This window comes from Amycolatopsis sp. Poz14 (assembly GCF_006704225.1).
GTDB lineage: Bacteria > Actinomycetota > Actinomycetes > Mycobacteriales > Pseudonocardiaceae > Amycolatopsis > Amycolatopsis nivea.
Map to the genome: position 1 here is coordinate 7089991 of NZ_JACLHD010000001.1, position 20824 is coordinate 7110814.

The 20824-nt window shown below is 69.6% G+C and carries 19 protein-coding genes; 7 read left to right on the forward strand and 12 right to left on the reverse strand.

Annotated elements, in window-relative coordinates; all coding sequences use genetic code 11:
• Positions 1 to 8: 8 nt before the first annotated feature.
• The 5 genes from FKO37_RS32955 to FKO37_RS32975 are packed head-to-tail and all read right to left on the reverse strand — an operon-like array spanning position 9 to position 3061.
• Entirely contained in the window at positions 9 to 1148 is a 1140-nt protein-coding gene (locus FKO37_RS32955; protein WP_238607057.1) for an MFS transporter, read from the reverse strand.
• A gap of 9 nt (positions 1149 to 1157) precedes the next feature.
• Positions 1158 to 1688 carry a Chromate resistance protein ChrB gene (locus FKO37_RS32960; protein ID WP_238607058.1) on the reverse strand — a complete coding sequence of 177 codons (531 nt, stop codon included), beginning with the start codon at positions 1686 to 1688 and terminating at the stop codon, positions 1158 to 1160.
• A 26-nt stretch (positions 1689 to 1714) separates the two neighbouring features.
• Positions 1715 to 2230 carry a TetR/AcrR family transcriptional regulator gene (locus tag FKO37_RS32965; RefSeq protein WP_238607059.1) on the reverse strand — a complete coding sequence of 172 codons (516 nt, stop codon included), beginning with the start codon at positions 2228 to 2230 and terminating at the stop codon, positions 1715 to 1717.
• A complete protein-coding gene (locus FKO37_RS32970) occupies positions 2227 to 2409 on the reverse strand; it encodes a hypothetical protein (RefSeq protein WP_238607060.1) in 183 nt (60 codons plus the stop codon). Before FKO37_RS32970 ends, FKO37_RS32965 begins: the two co-directional genes overlap by 4 nt.
• A gap of 28 nt (positions 2410 to 2437) precedes the next feature.
• Positions 2438 to 3061, reverse strand: coding sequence for a class I SAM-dependent methyltransferase (locus FKO37_RS32975; RefSeq protein ID WP_037820090.1), 624 nt, complete (start codon positions 3059 to 3061; stop codon positions 2438 to 2440).
• A 158-nt stretch (positions 3062 to 3219) separates the two neighbouring features.
• Here FKO37_RS32975 and FKO37_RS32980 point away from each other — a divergent pair, with 158 nt between their 5' ends.
• The 3 genes from FKO37_RS32980 to FKO37_RS32990 all read left to right on the forward strand — a co-directional run bounded on the left by FKO37_RS32980 (position 3220) and on the right by FKO37_RS32990 (position 4953).
• Positions 3220 to 4116, forward strand: coding sequence for an RNA polymerase sigma-70 factor (locus tag FKO37_RS32980; RefSeq protein ID WP_043833161.1), 897 nt, complete (start codon positions 3220 to 3222; stop codon positions 4114 to 4116).
• A 123-nt stretch (positions 4117 to 4239) separates the two neighbouring features.
• Complete coding sequence (locus FKO37_RS32985) at positions 4240 to 4506, forward strand: GlsB/YeaQ/YmgE family stress response membrane protein (protein WP_037820087.1); 267 nt, start codon at positions 4240 to 4242, stop codon at positions 4504 to 4506.
• A 165-nt stretch (positions 4507 to 4671) separates the two neighbouring features.
• On the forward strand, positions 4672 to 4953 hold the full coding sequence (locus FKO37_RS32990; protein WP_037820086.1) for a DUF3040 domain-containing protein: 282 nt from the start codon (positions 4672 to 4674) through the stop codon (positions 4951 to 4953).
• A gap of 193 nt (positions 4954 to 5146) precedes the next feature.
• Here the strand turns inward: FKO37_RS32990 and FKO37_RS32995 are convergent, their stop codons facing one another.
• The 3 genes from FKO37_RS32995 to FKO37_RS33005 all read right to left on the reverse strand — a co-directional run bounded on the left by FKO37_RS32995 (position 5147) and on the right by FKO37_RS33005 (position 7812).
• Positions 5147 to 5623, reverse strand: a complete 477-nt coding sequence (locus tag FKO37_RS32995; protein ID WP_205673463.1) for a hypothetical protein — start codon at positions 5621 to 5623, stop codon at positions 5147 to 5149.
• A 284-nt stretch (positions 5624 to 5907) separates the two neighbouring features.
• Positions 5908 to 6819 carry a helix-turn-helix transcriptional regulator gene (locus FKO37_RS33000; RefSeq protein ID WP_238607061.1) on the reverse strand — a complete coding sequence of 304 codons (912 nt, stop codon included), beginning with the start codon at positions 6817 to 6819 and terminating at the stop codon, positions 5908 to 5910.
• Between the two features lie 369 nt (positions 6820 to 7188).
• On the reverse strand, positions 7189 to 7812 hold the full coding sequence (locus tag FKO37_RS33005) for a superoxide dismutase (protein WP_009077066.1): 624 nt from the start codon (positions 7810 to 7812) through the stop codon (positions 7189 to 7191).
• Positions 7813 to 8027: 215 nt separating this feature from the next.
• Here FKO37_RS33005 and FKO37_RS33010 point away from each other — a divergent pair, with 215 nt between their 5' ends.
• Both FKO37_RS33010 and FKO37_RS33015 read left to right on the forward strand, forming a co-directional pair.
• Positions 8028 to 8405 carry a hypothetical protein gene (locus FKO37_RS33010; protein ID WP_238607062.1) on the forward strand — a complete coding sequence of 126 codons (378 nt, stop codon included), beginning with the start codon at positions 8028 to 8030 and terminating at the stop codon, positions 8403 to 8405.
• A 57-nt stretch (positions 8406 to 8462) separates the two neighbouring features.
• Positions 8463 to 9038, forward strand: a complete 576-nt coding sequence (locus tag FKO37_RS33015) for a DUF305 domain-containing protein (RefSeq protein ID WP_238607063.1) — start codon at positions 8463 to 8465, stop codon at positions 9036 to 9038.
• A 569-nt stretch (positions 9039 to 9607) separates the two neighbouring features.
• Here FKO37_RS33015 and FKO37_RS33020 read toward each other — a convergent pair.
• Positions 9608 to 16177, reverse strand: a complete 6570-nt coding sequence (locus FKO37_RS33020) for a DUF11 domain-containing protein (RefSeq protein ID WP_238607064.1) — start codon at positions 16175 to 16177, stop codon at positions 9608 to 9610.
• A gap of 358 nt (positions 16178 to 16535) precedes the next feature.
• Entirely contained in the window at positions 16536 to 17567 is a 1032-nt protein-coding gene (locus tag FKO37_RS33025; protein ID WP_238607065.1) for an acyl-CoA desaturase, read from the reverse strand.
• 762 nt (positions 17568 to 18329) lie between these two features.
• Between FKO37_RS33025 and FKO37_RS33030 the strand changes: the two genes are divergently transcribed.
• Positions 18330 to 19019 (forward strand): hypothetical protein, encoded by a 690-nt coding sequence (locus tag FKO37_RS33030; protein WP_238607066.1) that lies wholly within the window; start codon positions 18330 to 18332, stop codon positions 19017 to 19019.
• A gap of 27 nt (positions 19020 to 19046) precedes the next feature.
• Here the strand turns inward: FKO37_RS33030 and FKO37_RS33035 are convergent, their stop codons facing one another.
• Positions 19047 to 19712, reverse strand: a complete 666-nt coding sequence (locus FKO37_RS33035; protein WP_238607067.1) for a DNA alkylation repair protein — start codon at positions 19710 to 19712, stop codon at positions 19047 to 19049.
• Between the two features lie 89 nt (positions 19713 to 19801).
• On the opposite strand from FKO37_RS33035, the gene FKO37_RS33040 reads away from it, so the two are divergent.
• Positions 19802 to 20215 (forward strand): hypothetical protein, encoded by a 414-nt coding sequence (locus FKO37_RS33040; RefSeq protein ID WP_238607068.1) that lies wholly within the window; start codon positions 19802 to 19804, stop codon positions 20213 to 20215.
• Here the strand turns inward: FKO37_RS33040 and FKO37_RS33045 are convergent.
• Entirely contained in the window at positions 20191 to 20820 is a 630-nt protein-coding gene (locus tag FKO37_RS33045) for a flavin reductase family protein (protein WP_238607069.1), read from the reverse strand. The two genes, FKO37_RS33040 and FKO37_RS33045, sit on opposite strands and share 25 nt — an antisense overlap.
• Positions 20821 to 20824: the final 4 nt, after the last annotated feature.

Here is a 20824-nt window from a genome sequence, read left to right on the forward strand (position 1 = left end):
GGTTCCCCTCACGACTTACGGAAGCCAGCCACCACCAGACCGATCACCGTTAGCAGCGCCGCCAGCCCGCCGAACCCCGCCCCCAGCGTCGCCGCCGACGCGATCGCGCCGACCAGCAGCGGTCCGCCCGCGTCGCCCAGTTCCCGGCCGACCTCGGCCGCCCCCATCGTCTGCCCGAGCCGTTCCTTCGGCGCGGAACCGGCCAGATGCGCGAACCCGATCGGCGTCGCCACCCCGACCCCGACGCCGATCGCCACCGCCGCGACCACCACTCCCACGAGACCCGGCACGAACGCGCCCAACGCCAGCCCGGCGGCGGTCAGCAGCAGCCCGCCGGCCATCCCCCATCGGTCCGGGATCCGCCCAGCGTCCCGGAGCCGGCCCGCCCACGGCTGCACCAGCGCGGAGCACAACGCCAGCACCGACACCACCGCGCCGGTCGCCACCGTGCCGAGTCCGCTCGCCGCCCCGGTGACCGGCAGGAATCCGATCCCCACCGCGAGCGCCCCGGTCGTTCCGGCGAGCACCGCGGTCGGCCGCAGGAAGCCAGGTTCAGCGAGCCGGCGGGCAAGGTCGACAACGGTCTGTCGCTGCCGCGGCAACGGTTCCGGCGCGGGCACCACCAGCGCGGCCCATCCGGCGACAACGAAAGCCAGCACCGCCAGGGTGCCGAACAGCAAGGAGAATCCGCCCAGCGTGATCAGCACGCCGCCAAGCAACGGGCCCAGCGTGTACCCGACGCTCTTCCACGCGCCGTAACCGCCGAACGCCCGCCCCTGCCGTTTCGCCGGCGACAACCGTGCGACGAGCGCCCCGGCCGCGGGCGAGAAGGCCGCCGCGGCCGCGCCTTGACCGAATCGCGCCAGCCCGACCGCCGCCGGGTTTCCCGCGACGACAAAGGCCGCCGACGCGAGCGCGAACGCCAGCAACCCGCCGAGCAGGACCGGCCGCGGCCCGATCCGGTCGGCCAGCGAGCCGAACACCGGCTTCAGCACGACCTCGGCCCCGTCGTAGACCGCGAGCAGCAGTCCGAGGGTCAGCAAGGAATCGCCGTGCGTGTACGCGCCGAGGCTGGCGGCGATGCTGTGCGCGCCGAACGCGGTGACGAACCCGGCGGCGTACAGCGGACGCAGCTTAGCAGAACGCATCGGAAACCCTCACATCTGGTGCAGGGCTTGGAAAACCTGCTCGGTGTAGTCCGCGAGCCGCTCGGCGCACTGCTTCAGCTGCTGCTCGGCCTCCGCCGCCGAGGGCGCGCCGAACACGTCCCGCGCCTTCAGGTCCCGATGCCAGCGCCGCAACCGCTCAAGGCTCTGCTCTTCCTCTTCCAGTTCGGCCATCGTGAACTTGCCGATCCGGATTTCCTTGTCGATCTCGGCGTCGAACTTCCCGCAGTCGGCCAGGAACTCCGTCCACTCCTCTTCCCGCTCGGCAGTGAACAGCTCCACCAGGCGCGAACCGTCCCGTTCCGCGGCGTCGAGCGTGATCACCTCGCCGTCGCCGCGTTCGGCCAGCTCGACGGCCCGCGCGACGCCGCCCGCGAACCCGGGCACGTCCGGCACCGCCCAGGCGCCCTGCCCGAGCGACAACGCGCCTACCCGCCGCAGCTCACGCCACACGGCGACCCGATGCCGCGACGGGCCGGACGGCACCCGAACCACCAGCACCAGCCACTTGTCGTCTGCCACAGTGCTGAATGTATCACGTGTTACATTCAGCCAGGTAGCGCCGCGAGGAACGCGCCGACCGTCCGGTCCGCCAATGCCCGACGGTCCGCCATCGGCAGCGAGAGACACTGCAGCGTCACGCCGTCGATCATGGCGAACACCTGCGCCGCGACATCCTCGGACAACCCGGCGTTGACATACCACTGCCGCAGCTCGCGATCGAGGTTCGCGTTTTCCTTCTGCAGCACCGGATCCACGACGGCTGCCGCCGTGTACGCGAGCCACACCCGGGCCCGCCGGGCGCGCGGTTCGTCCAGCGGCAGCCACAGCTCGACGAAGTCGGCGACCGATTTCGGTTGCGCCGCTTCGATTTCGGCCAGGAACTGCTCGCCCGCGTACTCGAAACCGGCGCGCACGAGGTCGCTCTTCGTGCGGTAGTAGTACTGCACCTGAGCCGGGGAAACGCCCGCCGCGGCGGCGACCGTCCGCACACTGAGCGCGCCGATTCCCTGCTCCGCCAACACATTCAGCACCGCGTCGAGCACATGGGTGGCACGCTTCACTGCCGGGACGCCCGCCACGCGACCGCGACCAGTTCAAGCACCCCGATCACTCCCACGACCACGCCGGCCTGCCGCAGCCCGATCACCGGCGTCTCGACGTCGTGGAACACGAAGTACAGCACCGCGCCGACGATCACCATCAGCACGCCGACCGCGATCTGCCCCAGTTTGCCGTTCATCGCACCCCTCCTATACGACCGTACAGGACTAGCCGGTTTTCCGCGCCGCCACCCGCTCGACGATCCCGGCCTTGCTCCGCTCCGCCCGCTCCACCGCGAACCCGGCCGCGGCGAGCAACGGCAGCGGCCGGCGGGTCAGGTAATCCCCCAGCCGGGACACGGTCAGCTTCTCCAGCAGCCGCTGACCAGCGAGAACGAAGCGGCGATGACTGCCGACGTGGTCCAGCAGCAGCAACCGGCCGCCCGGACGCAGCACCCGGTGCATCTCCGCGATGGCACCGCGTTCGTCCGGGACGCCGCACAGGCCCAGCGTGCAGACGACGGTGTCGAACGTGCTGTCCGGGAACGGAAGGGACTGCGCGTCCGCCTCGGTGAGCGTCGCCTCGCGGCCGGTCTCGGCGGCGCGCCGACGGGCGAGATCCAGCATCGACGGGCTGAGGTCGATCCCGGTCAGCCGCACGTCCGGCGGGTACAACGGCAGGTTCCGACCGGTCCCGACGGCGACCTCCAGCACCTCCCCCGAAGCCTGCCCGCACACCCACTCGCGGCCGTCGGCGAGCAGCGCCCGCTCGAACCACGCGATGTCGCGGTCGTAGCGCGGCGCGGCCTCGTCCCACGTCCGCCGCAGCCAGTCCGGTCCCCGTTCCGCCATCGTCGCGAACTCCTCTCGATCGAGCGCTGCCCCGGCTACCCTCGCATCCCGTGGGGCGCTTCGACTACGACGCCGAACCGCACGCCGGGCTGGTGTCACAAACTCCCGGCGGCCGGCGTCCTATGGGCGATCGACCCCAGAACGCGAAGGAGCCATCCATGACAGCGCCCGGCGAAGCGAGCCCGGACCTCGCCACCGAGACCTTCCTCGCCCACCGGAACCTGCTGTTCACCGTGGCCTACGAGATGCTCGGCTCGGCCGCCGACGCCGAGGACGTGCTGCAGGAAACCTGGCTGAAGTGGGCGGGGGTCAACCTCGAGGAGATCCGCGAGCACCGCGCCTACCTGGTCCGGATCACCACCCGCCAGGCGCTGACCCGGCTGCGCACGCTCGGCAGGCGCAAGGAGTCCTACGTCGGCACCTGGCTGCCCGAACCGCTGCTCACCGCGCCGGACGTCGCCGAGGACGTCGAACTGGCCGACAGCGTTTCGACGGCGATGCTGCTGGTGCTCGAAACGCTGCGGCCGACCGAGCGCGCGGTGTTCGTGCTGCGCGAGGTCTTCGACGTGCCCTATGACGAAATCGCCGAAGCCGTCGGCAAAACCCCGGCCGCGGTACGGCAGATCGGGCACCGGGCGCGGTCGCACGTCTCGGCCCGCCGCCCGCGCGGCGACGTCACGCCCGCCGAAACCCGCGGCGCGCTCGACGCGTTCAAGAAGGCCGTCGAAACCGGCGACCTGCAAGGCCTGCTCGACCTGCTCGCCCCGGACGTCGTCTTCCTCGGCGACGGCGGCGGCGTCAAGCAGGCGGTGCCGCGGCCGATCGTCGGCGCGGACAAGGTCGCGCGACTGCTGGCCGCCGGGAGCGCCCAGATCCCCGCGCCGCTGCGCCCGATGCAGGTCAACGGGCATCCGGCGCTGGTGCTGAAGCTCGACGGCGAGGTCGACACGGTGCTCACGCTGCGCATCGACGACGGCAAGATCACCGGCCTGTACGCGGTGCGGAATCCGGCGAAGCTGTCGCACATGGACACGGAAACCGCCCTCCGCCGCTGACTCCTCGCCGGTACTACGGAAAGTAGCCCCGACGCTGGCGCGCGCCACCCGGTCGGACCATGCCATCCTGGTCCGGCCAGGGGCGGCCCGAGAGGCCGCCGCCGTACCGAGGAGAGGACCGACGTGGGCGTTGTCAGCTGGATCGTGCTGGGCCTGATCGCCGGAGTGATCGCGAAGGCCCTCATGCCGGGCAAGGACCCGGGCGGCTGCATCATCACCATCCTGCTCGGGATCGGAGGCGCGTTCGTGGGCGGCTGGATCGGCAAAACGCTGTTCCACACCCAGCTCGGGACGTTCTTCGACCTGCGCACGTGGGGTCTCGCGGTGCTCGGCGCGCTGGTCATCCTGACCGGCTACCGGCTCATCGTGGGCGGCCGCCGCCGCGACTGACCCGCACGGGCGGCCCGCTGCCGGACGCGGCGGGCCGCCCCCGCTCCGCGGCTTCCCGGACTCACCCGCACGGGGCGTCGAATCGAACTCGACCCCGGATTCCGGCCGGATTTCGTGGCAGAATCAGCGGAGAAGTCCCGGCCAGGTCGACGGGCGGAGCGGACGATGGCGCTGCGCGACCACGAACAACACCAGCTGGACGAGATCGAGCGATGCCTCGCCCAGGAAAATCCGCGCCTTGCCCGCCGGTTCGAGAAGTTCCGCCCCATGCCCGCGGTCACCTTCGCCGCGGCCGCGCTCGGCGTGCTCAGCGTGTTCCTGACCGGCCTGGTCACCCTGGTGGTCGGCTTCGGAATGGGCTCAGCCGCCCCGATCGCGGTGGGCGCGGTGCTCACGACGGCGATTCCGCTCGCGATCATCTGGTTTTATCGTTGCCATTGGCGTTGAGGCTCTCGTACGAAGCTTGCGGTGCAGCGCGAAGCCCGTATCCACGACGCCAGCCGCGCCCTCGCTCACGCCCCATGCAGCGACACGCCCCGGGCGGACCGGCGGGCAAGGCGAACCCGCCTCGGCGACGGCCGAACCGGCTCCGCGCATGCTGGCAGCCGAACCCGGCAGCAACCCGACCCGCGCTCACACCTCAGCCAGCGACCCGCCCCCGGGCGAATCGGCGGTACAGCGCGAATCCCGCGATCGCGGTGACCAGTTCCCAGGCGACCGTCGTGATCACCGAGACCGACAGGACGTCGAGGCGGTCCGGCGACGAGGCCCGGAGCTGGCCGCGCGCGTCCATGCGGATGCGGGTCAGGCCGCGGGCCGCCGGGTCGGAGCGCAGCGGGATGTTCGCTTCCTCGGCCCCGCCGTCCGGGGCGGTCCACGTGACGCGCCGGGTGTCGGGCATCGCGGCGCCCTCGCTCCCGCGCAGCGCGCCGGATCCGGGCTCCACGGCGGCGACGACGGACCGGCCCGGCGCGCGGTCGATCGCCGCCGAGCCCTGCCGGTGGATCCACAGCCCCAGGCAGATCCCGGCCAGCGCCGAGACCGCGACCGCCGCGGCCAGGACCGGAAGGAGGAACACGCGCCCGCGCGCCGCGGACGCGCGGAAACCAGAAGCCATGATCCGAGAATGCCGCGAAAACCGGGAACGCGGCAGGGTTCGCGGACAAATGTGCCCAAGTCGCAGGAAAAAAAGCCCGCCGCGGGCAATCCGAGCCGGGATCGATGTCCGATTTCACCCGTTCTTTTCACTCATTCGTGGGTAACACCACACTGAGGCAACTCGGCCGCCGCAGCCGGATCGGCGAGGCGCGTTCCATTCCGCGCCGGCCGCCGGTCGTGCTGACACGTCGTTTATTGCCGCCGTCTTCCGTTAGTACGTGGAATTCTCCCCCGCGCGCCCCATCATTCCCCGCCGGAAGCGCTCAGCAACGCGAGTCCGGTGGCCGTCGCCGCGTGCCGGACGGTCTTCCCGTCCTGCTGGCTTTCCACCAATCCCGCACGGCGCAGGACGCCCGCGTGCTTGCTCGCCGCGACCGGTGTCACGCCGATCTCCCCGGCCAGTTCGGCGGTGGATCTCGGGATCGTCAGCGCGTGCAGCGCGCGGGCGCGGGTCGGGCCGAGCAGGTCCGGCAGCGGGTCCTGAACGGCGTCGCCCGCGGTGATCGCGGGCCGGGCCAGTACCACCGGCGGTTCTGGTCCGGTCGCCGGATCCGGTTCCACGACCCGGAAATAAGCCGGGATCACGAGCAAGCCTCCGAAGTAGACACTGCGATCCGTAGGAGGTTCGCCGAAGAATTCCGGTCCCTCCCAGGGGATCGCGGCACCGGACCGTTCCGGGTGGACGGCCGGAGTCTGCCGCGCGAGGCTGTACGACGTGAGCAGCGTGCGCGCCCCGTCGGCCACGTCCCCGACCCACGACGGCGCGACACCGTGCACGAAGAACGTCTGAAGGTCAGCCCGCAGCCTCGTTTTCTCCACGCGCACGACGCCGTCCCCCGCGACCGGACCGATCTCCCGTCGCCGCTCCGCCGGTCTCAGCACCCCTGTGCGGCGGACCGTCGCCTCGCCGCCGGAGGGCAGCGCCTTCACCGCCCGGTTGCGGAACTCCAGCGCGGGCGCCGGACGGGGTTGCGGAAGCAGCCCCTCCCGCCGAAGCTGCTTGCGGGCACGAGCCGACCAGACCCGCAGCCCGCCCGCCGGGCGGCGGCTCTGCAGCGCGGTGAGGCTCAGCACCAGTTCCCACAGCGGATCGGGGCCGGTGCGCCGCCTCGTCCGGCCGAAATCGTCGTCGGTGAAATGAATGCGCAACGCCATGTGCTCCCCCTGCCCCCCGACATGGTTGCGCTTCCAGGGTGCCGCGCCGGTCCGCCGCTGTCCAGGCACTTGTTCGATCGAGGGAAAGAACCCACCGAATGCGAGCGAATCTCGCTGAATCAGGTGGTCCTTGCCGCAGACGGCGGCGCGCGAATCGGCATCCGCATTCGGCGGGCGTGCAGCGTGCACGTCCGGATGCACCCGGATCCAGGCCGTGCAGGCGGCTGCCGGGATGCGCGGACTACCAGCGGTTCCCGACATTCGTCGCAGCGATTTCCCCCAGCCGGGCGACTAATTGCGCCGAAACCCGCGAAACGGGGCCCGGCCGCGTGGGCCGGACCCCGTTTCCGGTGCTTCAGTGCGTCGGGCTCAGCCGAGCAGGAGGCCGTTGCCGCCGGCGACGGCGTTGTCGAAGCGCTTGCTGATCTCGGCCCAGTTGAAGATGTTCCACAGGGCGTTGACGTAGTCCGGCTTCACGTTCTTGTAGTCCAGGTAGAACGCGTGCTCCCACACGTCGACCAGCAGGATCGGCACGGTCGGCAGGATCAGGTTGTTGTGGTGGTCGCGCAGCTGCTGGGTGATCAGCGTCTTGCCGATCGGGTCCCACGACAGCGCGCCCCACCCGTTGCCCTGGATCGTGGTGGACACCGCGGTGAACTGGGCCTTGAACTTGTCGAACGAGCCGAACGCCTCGTCGATCGCCGCGGCCAGCTCGCCGGTCGGCTTGTCCCCGCCTTCCGGCGAGAGGATCTTCCACCACACCACGTGGTTGGCGTGCCCGGCCAGGTTGAACGCCAGCGTCGTCTCCAAGCCCACGATCGAGCCGAAGTCGCCCGCCTCCCGCGCGGCGGCGAGCTTGTCCAGCGTGTCGTTCGCGCCCTTGACGTAGGTCGCGTGGTGCTTGCTGTGGTGCAGCTCGTTGATCTCGCCGGAGATGTGCGGCGCGAGGGCACCGTAGTCGTAATCGAGTTCGGGCAGCTCGTACCGGGCCATGGGGCCCTCCTTCTGTCTTCGACATCAAGTCTTGCCCCCTCGAACCTAGTAGCACACCCGCACCCCGGGCGAGCGGGGGCGGCCTCGGCGCCACGGGCTGGAACCTGGTTGAGTGAATGTTCAACTTCCAGTACGGGGCGCCTTCGCCGACCACTCAGCGTGACCGTTTCGTCCGCCCCGCCCCGGTTCCCCCGGTGCCAGGTACGGTTGCTCCCATGGCGACGTCCCGGCTCGGCAGCGTGCAGCGGGTGCTGCTGCTGTTCGCGCTGGCACTGGGCGTCGCCGTGATGCACCACGTGCCTTCCCCCGATGCCGGGCATGCCATGACCAGCCAGATGTCCGTCGAGGCGCACTCGGCCTTGCCAGCCCCGGCCGCCGAGTCCGGCATGCCCGCCGGCGAACACTCGATGCTGCACCTCTGCCTGGCAGTCCTGTACGCGGCGGGCGCGCTCGTCCTGGGCCTGCTGGCCTTCCGCCGCTACCCCGTCGTGAAGGCCATTTTCGACGGCACTCGCGGCTCCCCCGCCGCCGACCGCCCACCCGACAGACGGGGCCGGACTGTCCTGACTTCTCTCTGTGTGTTGCGAACCTGATCGGTATTCCCTTTCCGGTCTTTCCTCGCAATTTTCCTTTTGAGAGAAGGTTTTTTCGTGCGCAGAATCTTTTTCAGCGGTGCCGTGCTGACCGCGTCACTCCTGCTCGGCGCCTGCAGCGGCCCGGACTCGCCCGCTCCGGCGCCCAGCTCGCAGGCGGGGCACAACGCCGCTGACGTCACGTTCGCCCAGCAGATGATCCCGCACCACCAGCAGGCGCTGGAAATGGCGAAAATGGTGCCGTCGCGCAGCAGCGACCCGAAGGTCGTCGACCTGGCGGGCCGGATCGACCGGGCGCAGGACCCGGAAATCCGGCAGATGCAGGGCTGGCTGAAGACCTGGGGCGCCGCCGCGACGAGCCACTCGATGCCGGGCGGCCACGAGATGTCCGGCGACCACGCGATGACCGGCATGATGTCCGACGCCGACATGAAAAGCCTGGACGCCGCCAAGGGCCCGGCCTTCGACCGATCGTGGCTGGACATGATGATCAAGCACCATCAGGGGGCGGTCGAGATGGCGAAGACGGAGCTCGCGCAGGGCTCGGATGCCGGGGCGAAGGCGCTGGCGCAGCGGATTATCGATGCACAACAGGCGGAGATCGCCGAGATGCAGGGGTTGTTGAAGGGCTGAAGCCCGGGGCACCGGGGTCGTTGGGCGGCTCCGGTGCCTCTGTTTCGCGACGCTCCTCTGTGGACGATCCGCGCACAGCAGGCCGCGGCCGTTGAGATACCAGGGTCGATGCAGGCGGTTCTGGTGTCTCTGCTTCACGGCATGGCGAAGCGGACCACCGACGCACGGCACGCTAAGGCTGTTGAGATACCAGGTCGATGCCGCAGGGCACCGGGCAGAAGTCGCCGGGGTGAAGTCCAGGCGGAGGCGCGATCCAGTGCCACCGTGCAACGTTCACCCGTGCGGCTTGCGGCGGAGGCAGTCACTGCGCAAGAACGGCGACGCCACTGTGCCCGGGAGCGGGCATCTGGTCGAGATTGAGCACGAGACCACCGCCTCCCTGTTGCCAACCCACCGGATAACCCGACTGCCGTCAGGAGAAGCGCACGCAGCAACCCGGCGGGCCCATCCCGGAGTCGAACCCGGCCTCGCCGCGACCGCGCGCACGGTGGTGCCGTGCTCCCGGAGCGGCGTGCACCGACGGTGGCTGGGCCTGCCCACCGCGACAGGCCCAGCCGTCCGTCACCCGGTCAGGGCCGGGAGCGGCGGCGGCGCGAGAGCAGCAGCAGTGCTCCGCCTCCGGCGAGCAGGGCGAGCGCTGCGATGCCCACTGGGATCAGTACCACGCCGGTCGACGCCAGCGGTGGCGTCGGCGGTGGCGTCGGCGGTGGTGGCTGGACCGGCGGCGTCGGCGGGGCTGTCGGCGGGGTCGGTGGCGTAGGCGGCGTCTTCGTGAGCGGCGTGGTCGTCTTGCATCGCTCGTCGCTCGAGGGGTCGGGGCAGTTGGTGCCTGGCGTGGTCGAGGAAATGACGTTGCGCAGGCTCTGCCCGTCGCCGACGGGGGTCTTGACCTTCACGCTGTAGGTCACCGTCGCGATCGCACCCAGCGGCAGGTCTCCGGTCCAGGTCAGGCGGGGTGCGGTGTAGGTCGTCGAGCCGGTCGAGGCGGTCGCGTCGTTGTTGTACGTCGCGTTGGTGAGGACGCCGGTCAGATCGTCGGTGAAGGTGGCGTCCTTCAGGTCGGTCTGGCCGGTGTTCCGCGCGGTGACGGTGTAGGTGACCTGGTCTCCCGCCTTCGCCTCGGTGACGCTCGCCTTCTTCTCCAGGATCAGTCCCGCGACCGACGTCGTGGTCCCGCAGCGCGGGTCCGTCGACTCCGGCGGGCAGTTCGTGCCCGGGGTGTCCGACGTGACCACATTCGCCAACCGATGATCGCCCTTGACCGGGTTGTTCACGGTGACGCTGTAGGTGACCGTCGCCGAACCGCCCACCGGGAGGTCGCCACTCCACGTCAACCGTGGCGCCGCATAGCTCACCGAGCCGATCGAAGCCGCGGCATCATTGCCGTAGGTCGCATCGTCGAGGACATTCGACAGGTCGTCCGTGAAAGTCGCGCCGGGCAAGGGCGTCTGGCCGGTGTTCTTCACCGTGACCGTGTAAGTGACTTTGTCCCCTGGCTTGACGTCCTTCTTGTCCGCGACCTTCGTGATGTCCAAGCCCGCGACGGGAGTCGTGGTGCCGCAACGCGGATCGGTGGATCCGGGAGGGCAGTTCCCGCCGGGAGTGTCCGACGTGACCACGTTCGCCAACCGATGATCGCCCTTGACGGGATTGTTCACGGTGACGCTGTAGGTGACCGTCGCCGAACCGCCCACCGGTAGGTCGCCAGTCCACGTCAACCGTGGCACCGCATAGCTCACCGAGCCGACCGATGCCGCAGCATCGTCCCCGTAGGTCGCATCGTCCAGCACCTTCGACAGGTCGTCCGTGAAAGTCGCACCAGGCAATGGCGTCTGGCCCGTGTTCTTCACCGTGACCGTATAAGTGACCTTGTCCCCTGGCTTCGCCTCCTTCTTGTCCACGACCTTCGAAATGTCCAACCCAGACACCGGCGTCGTCGTCCCGCAGCGCGGGTCCGTGGAGCCCGGCAGGCAGTTCGACCCCGGCGTGTCGGACGTGACCAAGTTCGTCAGCCGGTGGTCGCCCTCGACCGGCTTCGCCACAGTCACGCTGTAGGTCACCGTCGCCGAAGCACCCACCGGAAGATCGCCAGTCCATGTCAATCGAGGAGCAGCATAAGTGACCACACCGACAGAAGCGGCCGCGTCGCCGTCATAGGCAGCGTCGTCGAGGACCTTCGACAGGTCGTCCGTGAAGGTCGCGCCGGACAACGGTGTCTGGCCGGTGTTCGTGACAGTCACCGTGTAGGTGACCTTGTCCCCGGGATTCGCCGACGGCTTGTCCGCGACCTTGCTGATCGCGATGCCGGACACCGGCGTCTCGGTGCCGCAGCGCGGGTCCGTCGACCCCGGCGGGCAGTTCCCGCCCGGAGTGTCCGACGTGACCACGTTCGCCAACCGATGATCACCCTTGACGGGATTGTTCACGGTGACGCTGTAGGTGACCGTCGCCGAGGCGCCGATCGGCAGGTCGCCGGTCCAGGTCAAGCGCGGCGCGGCATAAGACACGGAACCGGCGGACGAAGCGGCGTCACCGTTATAGGCGGCGTCGTCGAGGACCTTCGACAGGTCGTCGGTGAAGGTCGCGCCGGGCAGCGGAGTCTTGCCGGTGTTCGTCACGGTGACCGTGTACGTGACCTTGTCCCCGGGGTTCGCGGACTGCTTGTCGACCTTCTTCTCGATCGTCATCCCCGGCAGCGGCGTCAGGGTCGAGCACTTCGGGTCCGTCGAACCGGGCTCGCAGTTGCCGGGCACGGGCGTGCTGACTGTGTTGCGCAACTGGTGGTCGCCGGTAACCGGATTCTTCACGGTGACGCTGTAGGTCACTGTCGCGGAGGCACCGACCGGCAGGTTGCCCGTCCACGTCAGCCGCGGCGCCGTGTAGGCGGTCGAGCCCACCGAGGAAGACGCGTCGTCGTTGTAGGAGGCGTCGTCCAGCACCTGCGCCAGGTCGTCGGTGAAGCTCGCGTCCGGCATCGGGACCTGGCCGGTGTTGGTCACCTTCACGGTGTAGGTGACCTTGTCGCCCGGGTTCGCGGTCTGCTTGTCGACAGTCTTGGCGACCGTCAGCTCCTTGCCCGGCGTCGTCGTCGAGCACGACGGGTCGGTGGAACCCGGCGGGCAGTTGGTGCCGGGGGTCGAGGACGTGACGACGTTGTGCAGCTTCTTGTCCCCCGGATCCGGGTTCTTGACCGTGACGCTGTACTTCACCGTCGCGGAACCGCCGATGGGCAGGTCGCCGGTCCACGTCAGTTTCGGTGCGGTGTAAGAGACTTGCGCGGCCGGAGCGGCATCGTTGTTGTAGTCGGCGTCGTCCAGCACCTGGGACAGGTCGTCGGTGAAAGTCGCGCCGGGCAACGGGGTTTGGCCGGTGTTGGTGACGGTGATCGTGTAGGTCACCTTGTCGCCGGGCACGACCTGGTCGCGGTCGGCGGATTTGGCGATCCGCATTCCCGACACCGGTGTCGTGGTGCCGCACCGGGGATCGGCGGAACCGGCGGCGCAGTTGCTGCCCGGGGTGGCGGAGGTGATCGTGTTGGTCAGTTTGTGGTCGCCGGTAACAGGATTCTTCACGGTGACGCTGTAGGTGACCGTCACCGAACCGCCTACCGGGAGGTCGCCGGTCCACGTCAGCCGGGGCGCGGCGTAGGAGGTTTGCGCGGCTGGGGTGGCGTCGTTGTTGTAGACGGCGTCGTCCAGCACCTGCGACAAGTCGTCGGTGAAAGTCGCGCCGGACAACGGAGTTTGGCCGGTGTTCCGGACGGTCACCGTGTACGTGACCTTATCGCCGGGGTTCGCGCTGGTCTTGTCGACGGTCTTGGCGAACTCGATCCCGGACACCGGCGTCGTGGTCGAACACGCCGGGTCGGCCGAACCCGCGACACAATTGTTGCCTGGCGTCGTGGAGGTGATCGTGTTGATCAGTTTGTGGTCGCCTGCAACGGGATTCTTCACGGTGACGCTGTAGGTGATCGTCGCCGAAGCGCCGACCGCGAGGTCTCCTGTCCAGGTCAGCTTAGGCGCGGCGTAAGACACCGAACCCACCGAAGCCGAGGCATCGCCGTCGTAAGAGGCGTCATCGAGCACTTTGGACAGATCATCGGTGAAAGTCACGCCGGGTAACGGAGTCTGGCCGGTGTTCGCGACGACGACGGTGTAGGTCACCTGGGCGCCGGGGTTCGCGGACTGTTTGTCGGCCTTCTTCTCGATCCGCATTCCGGACACGGGAGTCGTCGTCGAGCACGCCGGATCGGTCGAACCCGCGGCGCAGTTGTTGCCCGGTGTCGTGGACGTAACGGCGTTGACCAGCTTGTGATCGCCAGTGTCGGGGTTGTTGACCTTCACCGAGTACGTCACCGTCGCGGTCCCGCCGACGGGCAGATCGCCGGTCCACGTCAGCAGCGGTGCCGCATAACTCACCGAACCGGAAGAAGCCGACGCATCACCGACGTACGAAGCGTCATCCAGCACTTTGGACAGATCGTCCGTGAAAGTCGCACCGGACAATGGAGTCTGTCCGGTGTTCGCGACCGTCACGGTGTACTTCACGGTGTCGCCGGGCTTGGCGCTGGCGGGATCGGCGGTCTTGCTGATCCGGATTCCGGAGACCGGCGTCGTGGTGCCGCACCGAGGATCAGTGGACCCGGCCGCGCAGTTGCTGCCTGGCGTGGTCGACGTGACTGTGTTGACCAGCTTGTGGTCGCCGGTCACGGGATTCTTCACGGTGACGCTGTAGGTGATCGTCGCCGAACCGCCTACCGGGAGGTCGCCGGTCCAGGTCAGTTTCGGTGCGGTGTAAGAGGTTTGCGCGGCGGGAGCGGCGTCGTTGTTGTAGACGGCGTCGTCGAGGACCTTCGACAGGTCGTCGGTGAACGTCGCGCCGGGCGCGGCGACCTGGCCGGTGTTGCGCACGACCACGGTGTAAGTCACGGTGTCGCCGGGATTCGCCGACGCCTTGTCAGCGATCTTGGCGATCTCGATTTTCGTGCCGGGCACCACCGTCTCCGCACAAGAAGCGGTGGCGTCGTCCTTGCACTGCCGTTCCGGCGGGACGGTCGGCGGCGGGCCGTCGGTCACCTTCGCGCGGTTGATCAGCGTGGCGCCGATGGTCGCGTCGTCGATCCGGACGTGCACGGTCAGCGTGGCCTGGCCGCCCGGAGGGATCGCCGCGGCGTGCCATTGCACCGGACCGGTCCCGGTGACGGTGCCGCTCGTGGTGTCCGCACTGACGAAGGTCGTGCCGGGCGGGAGCGTGTCGGTGACGGTGGTGGGCGGCACCGCGATGGGGCCGGTGTTGGCCAGCGTGACGGTATAGGTCAGCTGGTCGCCGGGCAGCGCGGTCGCCTTGTCCACGACCTTCGCCAGCGTGTACTCCGGCGCCGCGACCACGTTGCGGACGGTGTTGCTCGTCCGCGTCTGCTCGCGGCCGGTCTGCTTGCCCTGGAAGGCCACCGACGCGGTGTTGTCGAGACGAGTGCCGGGCGCGACCGTCGGCGAAACGGTGACGCGGAACCCGAGGTGCGTGCTCTGTCCTGGGGCGAGGTCCGGCAGCTGGCAGGTGACGACTTGGCCGGCCGCCGTGCATCGCGGGTCCGAACCGGCCACATAGGACACTCCGGCGGGCAGCGTGTCGGTGACGACCACGCCGGTCGCGGTGTCCAGGTTCGTGGTGCTGCCGTCGGGGTTCCGGTTGGCGACGTCGAGCCCGTAGGAGATCTCGCCGCCCTGCCCGACCCAGCCCGGCGGGCGTTCCTGGAGGTTGCCCTCGGGGTCGTTGGACTTGACGATCTGCAGGTTGGGCTCGTTGGCCTCGGTCATCAGCCAGACGGTCTGCGGGTACAGCGCGTCGCCGGTGGTCCCGACCTTCAGCTGGGCCCGGTCCGAGCCGGCGGGCAGTTTGCCGGTGACGTCGACCGTGCGCGCGTCGTAGCCGAAGTTGTTAGCCGGATTCGGCGTGCGGTCGGTGACATTGCTGCCGGTGCCGTTCGTGGCGACGCGGTCGATCCGGCTGCTGAACGCGTTGTTCGTGCTGGTGCCGCCGGGCGCGGGCAGCGTCAGCCGCTGCAGCGACGCGGCGTCGCGGCCGAATTCGAGGTAGTCGCCGGAGATGTTGGCGTCGCCGTCGCCGACGACCACGCCCATGGTGGCCGACGGGGCGTGGTCGCCCGGGCTCCGGATGCCGTTCAGGTCGATGGTGGTGGAGGTGGGGCTGGCGCCGCCGCGGACCACGTCGAAACCGTCCCAGATCTGCAGGTAGCGCAGCGGATCGGTGTCCAGTTCGTAGGCCACGACCAGCGACCAGCCGCCCCAGCAGCCGAGATTGCTGGCGGAGTTGGCCGAGTTGCCGCGGCAGGCTTGGAGGTCGGCGACGGTGTAGGAGCCGCCGCCTGCCTGTTTGACCAGCCCGGTGACGTCCTTGACGCCCGCGTGCGCGGTGATCTGCGGGGATCCGCTGCCGAGCGCGTCGAACCAGTCGTAGGTGTCGGCGGTCAGCCGCTGGTAGGTCGCGGAACCCGGGGCTTTGAACGCGACCTGGTTCGCGCGGGAGGCGTCGCCGGAGTCGGCGTTCGAGGAGATCGGGTTGACCTGCCAGTACAGCCGGGCGGAGAGGACGGTGGCACCGGGCGGGACGGTCAGGTTCGCGCTCGAGGCGGTGTTGCCCGGGGCGGCCGGGTCGCTTTTGACCCAGTAGCCGTAGGTGGAGTTGTTCGCGGTCTCCCCGCAGGACGTGGGCACGGTGCCACAGCTGACGACCGAGTTCGACGCCATGGTGATCGCGCCGTGGGCGACCGTCGAGAACGCCGGGTCGGGGCCGATTTTGCGCGGCGAGCCCAGGCCTCTCGGCTCGACCGCCCTCGGCTGCGGTGCGGCGGGCGGCGCCGAGGTGGTCGGGGTGGCCGGGGTGGTGCTGGTCGGCGCGGGGGCAGCCGAACTGGACGGCGCCGGGCTCTCCTGCGCCGAAGCCGGAGCCGCGGACGGGCTCGCGGACGGAGCCGCGGACGGGCTCGCCGGGCTGGCGCTGGGCGGCAGGGTGGCGCCCATCGCGGGCGCGGCGCTCGCGAGGCTCAGGGCGAAGACCACGGCGAGAGCCGCGGCGGCGCGCTTCCCGCGGGAGCGCATGAATCCGGAACGACGGGCCATCACGAAAGCTCCCACGGCAAAGGACGGAATTGTCGAGCTGCTTACCCGCGTTCATCGACACCTGGCAGGAGAATTCGTACCGCGCTCTCCCCCGCGACGGGGAGGCAGCGGGCCCAGAATCACCACATAGGGGGAACCCGGGCAGGTCAGCAGGGGTGCGAACGTGAAAAAGCCCCGACTGGCCTCCGATTCCGCGCGCTATCCGCGACGCCCTGAGGGGGTGTTGCCATTCCGGCCCGGATTCGCGCCGGAACCGCGACGCGAAAATGTGTCGGATCCGGCGGCCGCGCCGGGCAGCCTTCGGGGATTGTTCGCGCGGAAATCCGCCGGAATCGGCCCGGCGTTCGAGACCGTGCTCCTAGCGACCTGATTCCGCCGCGGTTCGCAGCGGGGCCCCGACCTGGTGCAGGTGCGCCAGGACGTCCGCGTAGGTGCGGAACAGCCCGCCCTGGCTGTAGCTGATTCCCCGGGCGGCGCAGAAGTCCCGCACCAGCGGCTGCGCCCGGTGCAGGGTCGCCATCGGGATGCTCGGGAAGAGATGGTGCTCGATCTGGTAGTTCAGCCCGCCCAGCGCGTAGGTCGCCCAGCGGCCGCCGCGGACGTTGTGCGACGTCAGCACCTGGCGGCGGAGGAAATCCAGCCGGTGCCCGGGTTCCAGGTGCGGCATCGCCTTGTGGTTCGGCGCGAACGAGCATCCCATGTAGACACCCCACGCGGCGTGGTGCACGACGACGAAGACCGCGGCGATTCCCGGCGGCAGCAAGAGAAACACGGCCGCGAGGTACGCGGCGAGGTGGACGGCGAGCAGCGTCGCGTCAAGCCGAGGGGACCGCGTTCCGCCGTGGCGCACCGCCTTGATCCCGGACCAGTGCAGGTCGATGCCTTCCAGCAGCAGCAACGGAAAGAAGAGGAAAGCCTGGTATTTCGCCATCCAGCGCAGGAAACCCGCCTTCGCGCGGCCCTGCCGGCGAGTGAACGCCAGGGCGGGAATGTCGATGTCCGGGTCGGCTTCCTCGAGGTTCGGGTTCGCGTGGTGCCGGGTGTGCTTGGCGACCCACCAGCCGTAGCTCAGCCCGACCAGCGCGGCCAGTGCCGTTCCGGCGGCGTCGTTCGCGCGGCGGGTCCGGAAAATCTGCTTGTGCCCGGCGTCGTGGCCGAGGAACGAGAGCTGGGTGTAGGCGACGGCCAGCAGTGCCGCCGTGCCGAGCTGCCACCAGCTCGCCGCACCGAGCGCGAGCAGCGTCCACGCCCCGCCGAACGCCAGCAACGCCGCTGCGGCGCGGACGAGATAGTGCACCGGGCGGCGGCGGAACAAACCCGCCTCTTTCACCAGCGCCGAAAGCTCCGCGAACTCGCTGCCGTGTCCCGGGCCGTCTGCCGGTCTGTCCATTTTCCGCTCCGCATCGGGTGGCGTGCCGGACAACCGCAGTGGTTCGACAGAAGTGGAGGCCCGCGACCGGGGTCCTGCCGTCGAGCCTACACCCGGAGAAATCCCTTATCCGGATGGCAAGACCATTCCAAGACTCGTAATTCCTTGCCCACCAAGGGATTCTGACGTGTCAGCGAGACTCCGCCGACTGCCGAATCCCCCGTTCCGGGCACGCGGCGGCGCGCACCGGGCCGCCGAGGGTGTATCGTCAGCAGTGTCCGAGAACATCTTGTGCGCCGACAGTCCGGGCCGATCGCGGCCAGGGCGAACGCACGTCATGTCGTCGGGCCCACGGCACACCACCGTCACCCTCGCGGCCTGTCAGCCGCCGAGCTGCCCTCGCTTCGGTCGCACCCGCGGCATCAGCCAGTGGCGCCCTTCCCGGACGGCGGTGGTGCGACGTGGCCCATCCGCCCGGTTCCTCTTGGCCCGTCGCGGTCCGTCTTGCCCGGAAAGGTAAACCCATCACCGCACCAGTCAGCTCTCCGCTCTTCAGCCATCCCGTCGCCGAAAGCCCGCGCCCCGGCGCCCTCGTCCGCCCGCAGGAGGACCGGTACGGCGGCCTGTTCCGCCAACCCGCCGTCTCGCCGGACGACCGGACCGAACCGGCCCGCCCGCGGAGCCGTCGCCGCTGACCCTCTCGCCGCAAAAATTAGGTTCACTCTAAATCTAGAGAGTGTGTAACATTTGCTCTCGGGTGGACCAGGCGAAGGGGCATCGACCATGAGCGACGGACCGTCGCCGGCGGAACTGGCCGGATACGTGCGGGTGGCGCGCGACCACCGCGAACACGAGCGGTACCACTCGGTGCTCAAGCTCGAGGAGTCGGCGGCCTGGCGGCGCGATTCCAACGCCTTGAAACTGCTGGCCGCCCGGTGGTCGGACAGTCCGGCGCCCGACCGGCTCGACCCCTCGCACGGCGCCGTCGGCTGCGTCGATCTCAACGACCCGGCCGTGGTCGCGACGACCGGAATCCTCTTCATGGAAGGCGAGTCCGAACCGGCGGAACTCACCTCCCTGCGGTCCCGCTTCGAGCAGGCCGCCGTGCGCTATCAGCGGCTTTCCGGCTGGCTGGGCGAGCACATGGCGGCGGAATGGCCGCGGCTGCGCTCCCTGCTGGTCCCCGATCTCGTCGAAGCCGCTCGCCCGCGGTTCCGGGCGCTGACTCGCACCACCGAAGCGGCCAACGCGTACAGCCTCGTCGCCCGGCTGCTCGACTCCGCCGTCCACGCGCTCAGGGCGCAGGACCTCACTCCCGAGGGCGTCCGCCGCGATCCCGCCGCTGCGGCGAAGATGGTGCTGACCGCCTCGTGGTTCCTCGATTCCGCCGCCTCCGCCCTCGCCGAAGCCGGTGCGCAGCTCGGGTTGTCCGATCCTGATTGGACAAGCTTCATCGAGCTCGCCGAGGCCTGATTTTGTGCGGTTCAGCTGGTGTTTCCGTCAGGCCTGCCGCTTGACCATCTCCGCGATCCACACCGGCGCGTACGGCGAGGTGCAGTTCGGCGGGGTCGGATAGTCCTTGAGCACTCCCAGCCGCTCCCCGATGCCGATCGCGCGGGCGCGCAGGCCGGGGTTCTCGATGCCGATCTGGGCGAGGCAGTGGTTCATCGCCCACTGCAACCGCGCCGGGGCGGTTTTCATCTCGGCTTCGATGACGTCGAGGAGCCGGCCGAGGTCGAGCCCGTCCGGCTTCTTGGCGACGCGGTCCACGGTGAGCGCCCACCCCGCGCTCGCGACCACCGGGTCGGGATCTTCGAGCCAGGCGGTGCGGAGTTCCTCGGCGTGGCGGCTCTTCTTGACGATGTTCGCGAGGAGCCAGTCGTGGACCTTGGGGGTGCCCGCCTCGCGCAGCATCGCGTCGAGGTCGTCGCGGTCGAACTGCTTCGGGCGGGCGACGAGGAGCGCGAGGAGACGGGCGTTGGTGTCGCCGGTCTGCCAGAGTTCGCGAGCCAGGTCGGGTTGGGCTTTGAGTTCCTTCGCGAGGGCGCGGAGTTTGGTGAGGTTGACGCTGTGGTCGTCGCCGTGGTTCTCGTTGACGGCGCGGATTTTGGGGTCGTGCAGCTCCGCGAGCCGGTCGAGGACCCCGGCGAGGGTTGCTTCGGCCACGGGAACCTCCCTGCTCAGGCGTGGACGCGATCGAGGCTACGCGAAAGGGGTCGGGGTAACGCGCACGGAGCGGGGAACGTCTTTCTGGCATGACCCTGACCCGCCTCGCCATCGCCGCCATCGCGCTGGCCTTGGTGCTGGCCGGGTGCACTGAGAACCCGCCTGCCCAGCACGCCGTCGCAGGCCCACCGCTGGCGAGCCAGTCCGCTCCCGAACCAGCCCCGTCCACGACAACAGTCCCGGTCGCGTCGCCACCGGCTGCCTCGACTTCGGCCAAGCCGACCGGCACGCCCAAGACCAGCACGTCACAAGGCAAACGACGCGATCCCTCGACCGGCCCGGGTTGCGGCCAGCGGGCGGTCAACGCGGGCAAGTTCAACCCCCGCTGCAAGGAATACCAGGGCTACCTCGACCCCGGCGGCCCCGGCCGTCCGAAGACGTCCGGCGAGATCCAGCGCGAATGGGCCTGCCAGCAGGGTCAGCTGCCCGCATCGGAATGCTGACCCGCAGCCAGGAACTCCTCCGGAGCGGGGATCGGCACCCGCACCCAGTTGTTCACCCGGGTGAACGTCGCGCCGCCCATGCGGCCCACCGGGTGGTACACGTCCTGGTCCAGCCGGCCGTCCGGGCGCAGCAGGCGGTCGTCCACCGCGACTCCGACCACCTCGCCGAAGACCAGGTGCGAGCCCCGGAACTCCTCGATCTTCACCAGCGTGCATTCCAGGCTCGGGCCCGCCCCGGCGGGATGCGGCGCGGCGATCCGCACCCCGGGCGTCCACGACAGACCCACGTGTTCCGCCTCGTCCACTGAAGAGTCCACTGTGGACGCAGTGCGCGCGACCAATTCCTCCTGGCCGCTCAGTGCGATCGTGATCGCGAACTCCCGCTGGGCCTCGATATTGACCAAGGTGTCTTTCGGCGCTTCCGAAATCGAGAACAGCACCGTCGGCGGGTCCATGGTCAGCGGCGCGAAGTAGCTGAACGGCGCGAGGTTCCGCACCCCCGCGCCGTCCACTGTGCTCACCCACGCGATCGGCCGCGGGACGACGGCGTTCTTCACCATCCACACGAAAGCGCCGCGGTCAGCGTCGGTGTTGCTGCTGTACACGAAA

What these genes read in the sequence shown, in the direction of transcription:
- FKO37_RS32970 (WP_238607060.1), bottom strand. Translation starts at nt 2,409, where the DNA reads ATGAACGGCAAACTGGGGCAGATCGCGGTCGGCGTGCTGATGGTGATC.
- FKO37_RS33025 (WP_238607065.1), bottom strand. Translation starts at nt 17,567, where the DNA reads ATGGACAGACCGGCAGACGGCCCGGGACACGGCAGCGAGTTCGCGGAG.
- FKO37_RS33005 (WP_009077066.1), bottom strand. Translation starts at nt 7,812, where the DNA reads ATGGCCCGGTACGAGCTGCCCGAACTCGATTACGACTACGGTGCCCTC.
- FKO37_RS32955 (WP_238607057.1), bottom strand. Translation starts at nt 1,148, where the DNA reads ATGCGTTCTGCTAAGCTGCGTCCGCTGTACGCCGCCGGGTTCGTCACC.
- FKO37_RS33000 (WP_238607061.1), bottom strand. Translation starts at nt 6,819, where the DNA reads ATGGCGTTGCGCATTCATTTCACCGACGACGATTTCGGCCGGACGAGG.
- FKO37_RS33040 (WP_238607068.1), top strand. Translation starts at nt 19,802, where the DNA reads ATGACCCTGACCCGCCTCGCCATCGCCGCCATCGCGCTGGCCTTGGTG.
- FKO37_RS33030 (WP_238607066.1), top strand. Translation starts at nt 18,330, where the DNA reads ATGAGCGACGGACCGTCGCCGGCGGAACTGGCCGGATACGTGCGGGTG.
- FKO37_RS32975 (WP_037820090.1), bottom strand. Translation starts at nt 3,061, where the DNA reads ATGGCGGAACGGGGACCGGACTGGCTGCGGCGGACGTGGGACGAGGCC.
- FKO37_RS32990 (WP_037820086.1), top strand. Translation starts at nt 4,672, where the DNA reads ATGGCGCTGCGCGACCACGAACAACACCAGCTGGACGAGATCGAGCGA.
- FKO37_RS33010 (WP_238607062.1), top strand. Translation starts at nt 8,028, where the DNA reads ATGGCGACGTCCCGGCTCGGCAGCGTGCAGCGGGTGCTGCTGCTGTTC.
- FKO37_RS32980 (WP_043833161.1), top strand. Translation starts at nt 3,220, where the DNA reads ATGACAGCGCCCGGCGAAGCGAGCCCGGACCTCGCCACCGAGACCTTC.
- FKO37_RS33020 (WP_238607064.1), bottom strand. Translation starts at nt 16,177, where the DNA reads ATGGCCCGTCGTTCCGGATTCATGCGCTCCCGCGGGAAGCGCGCCGCC.
- FKO37_RS32995 (WP_205673463.1), bottom strand. Translation starts at nt 5,623, where the DNA reads ATGGCTTCTGGTTTCCGCGCGTCCGCGGCGCGCGGGCGCGTGTTCCTC.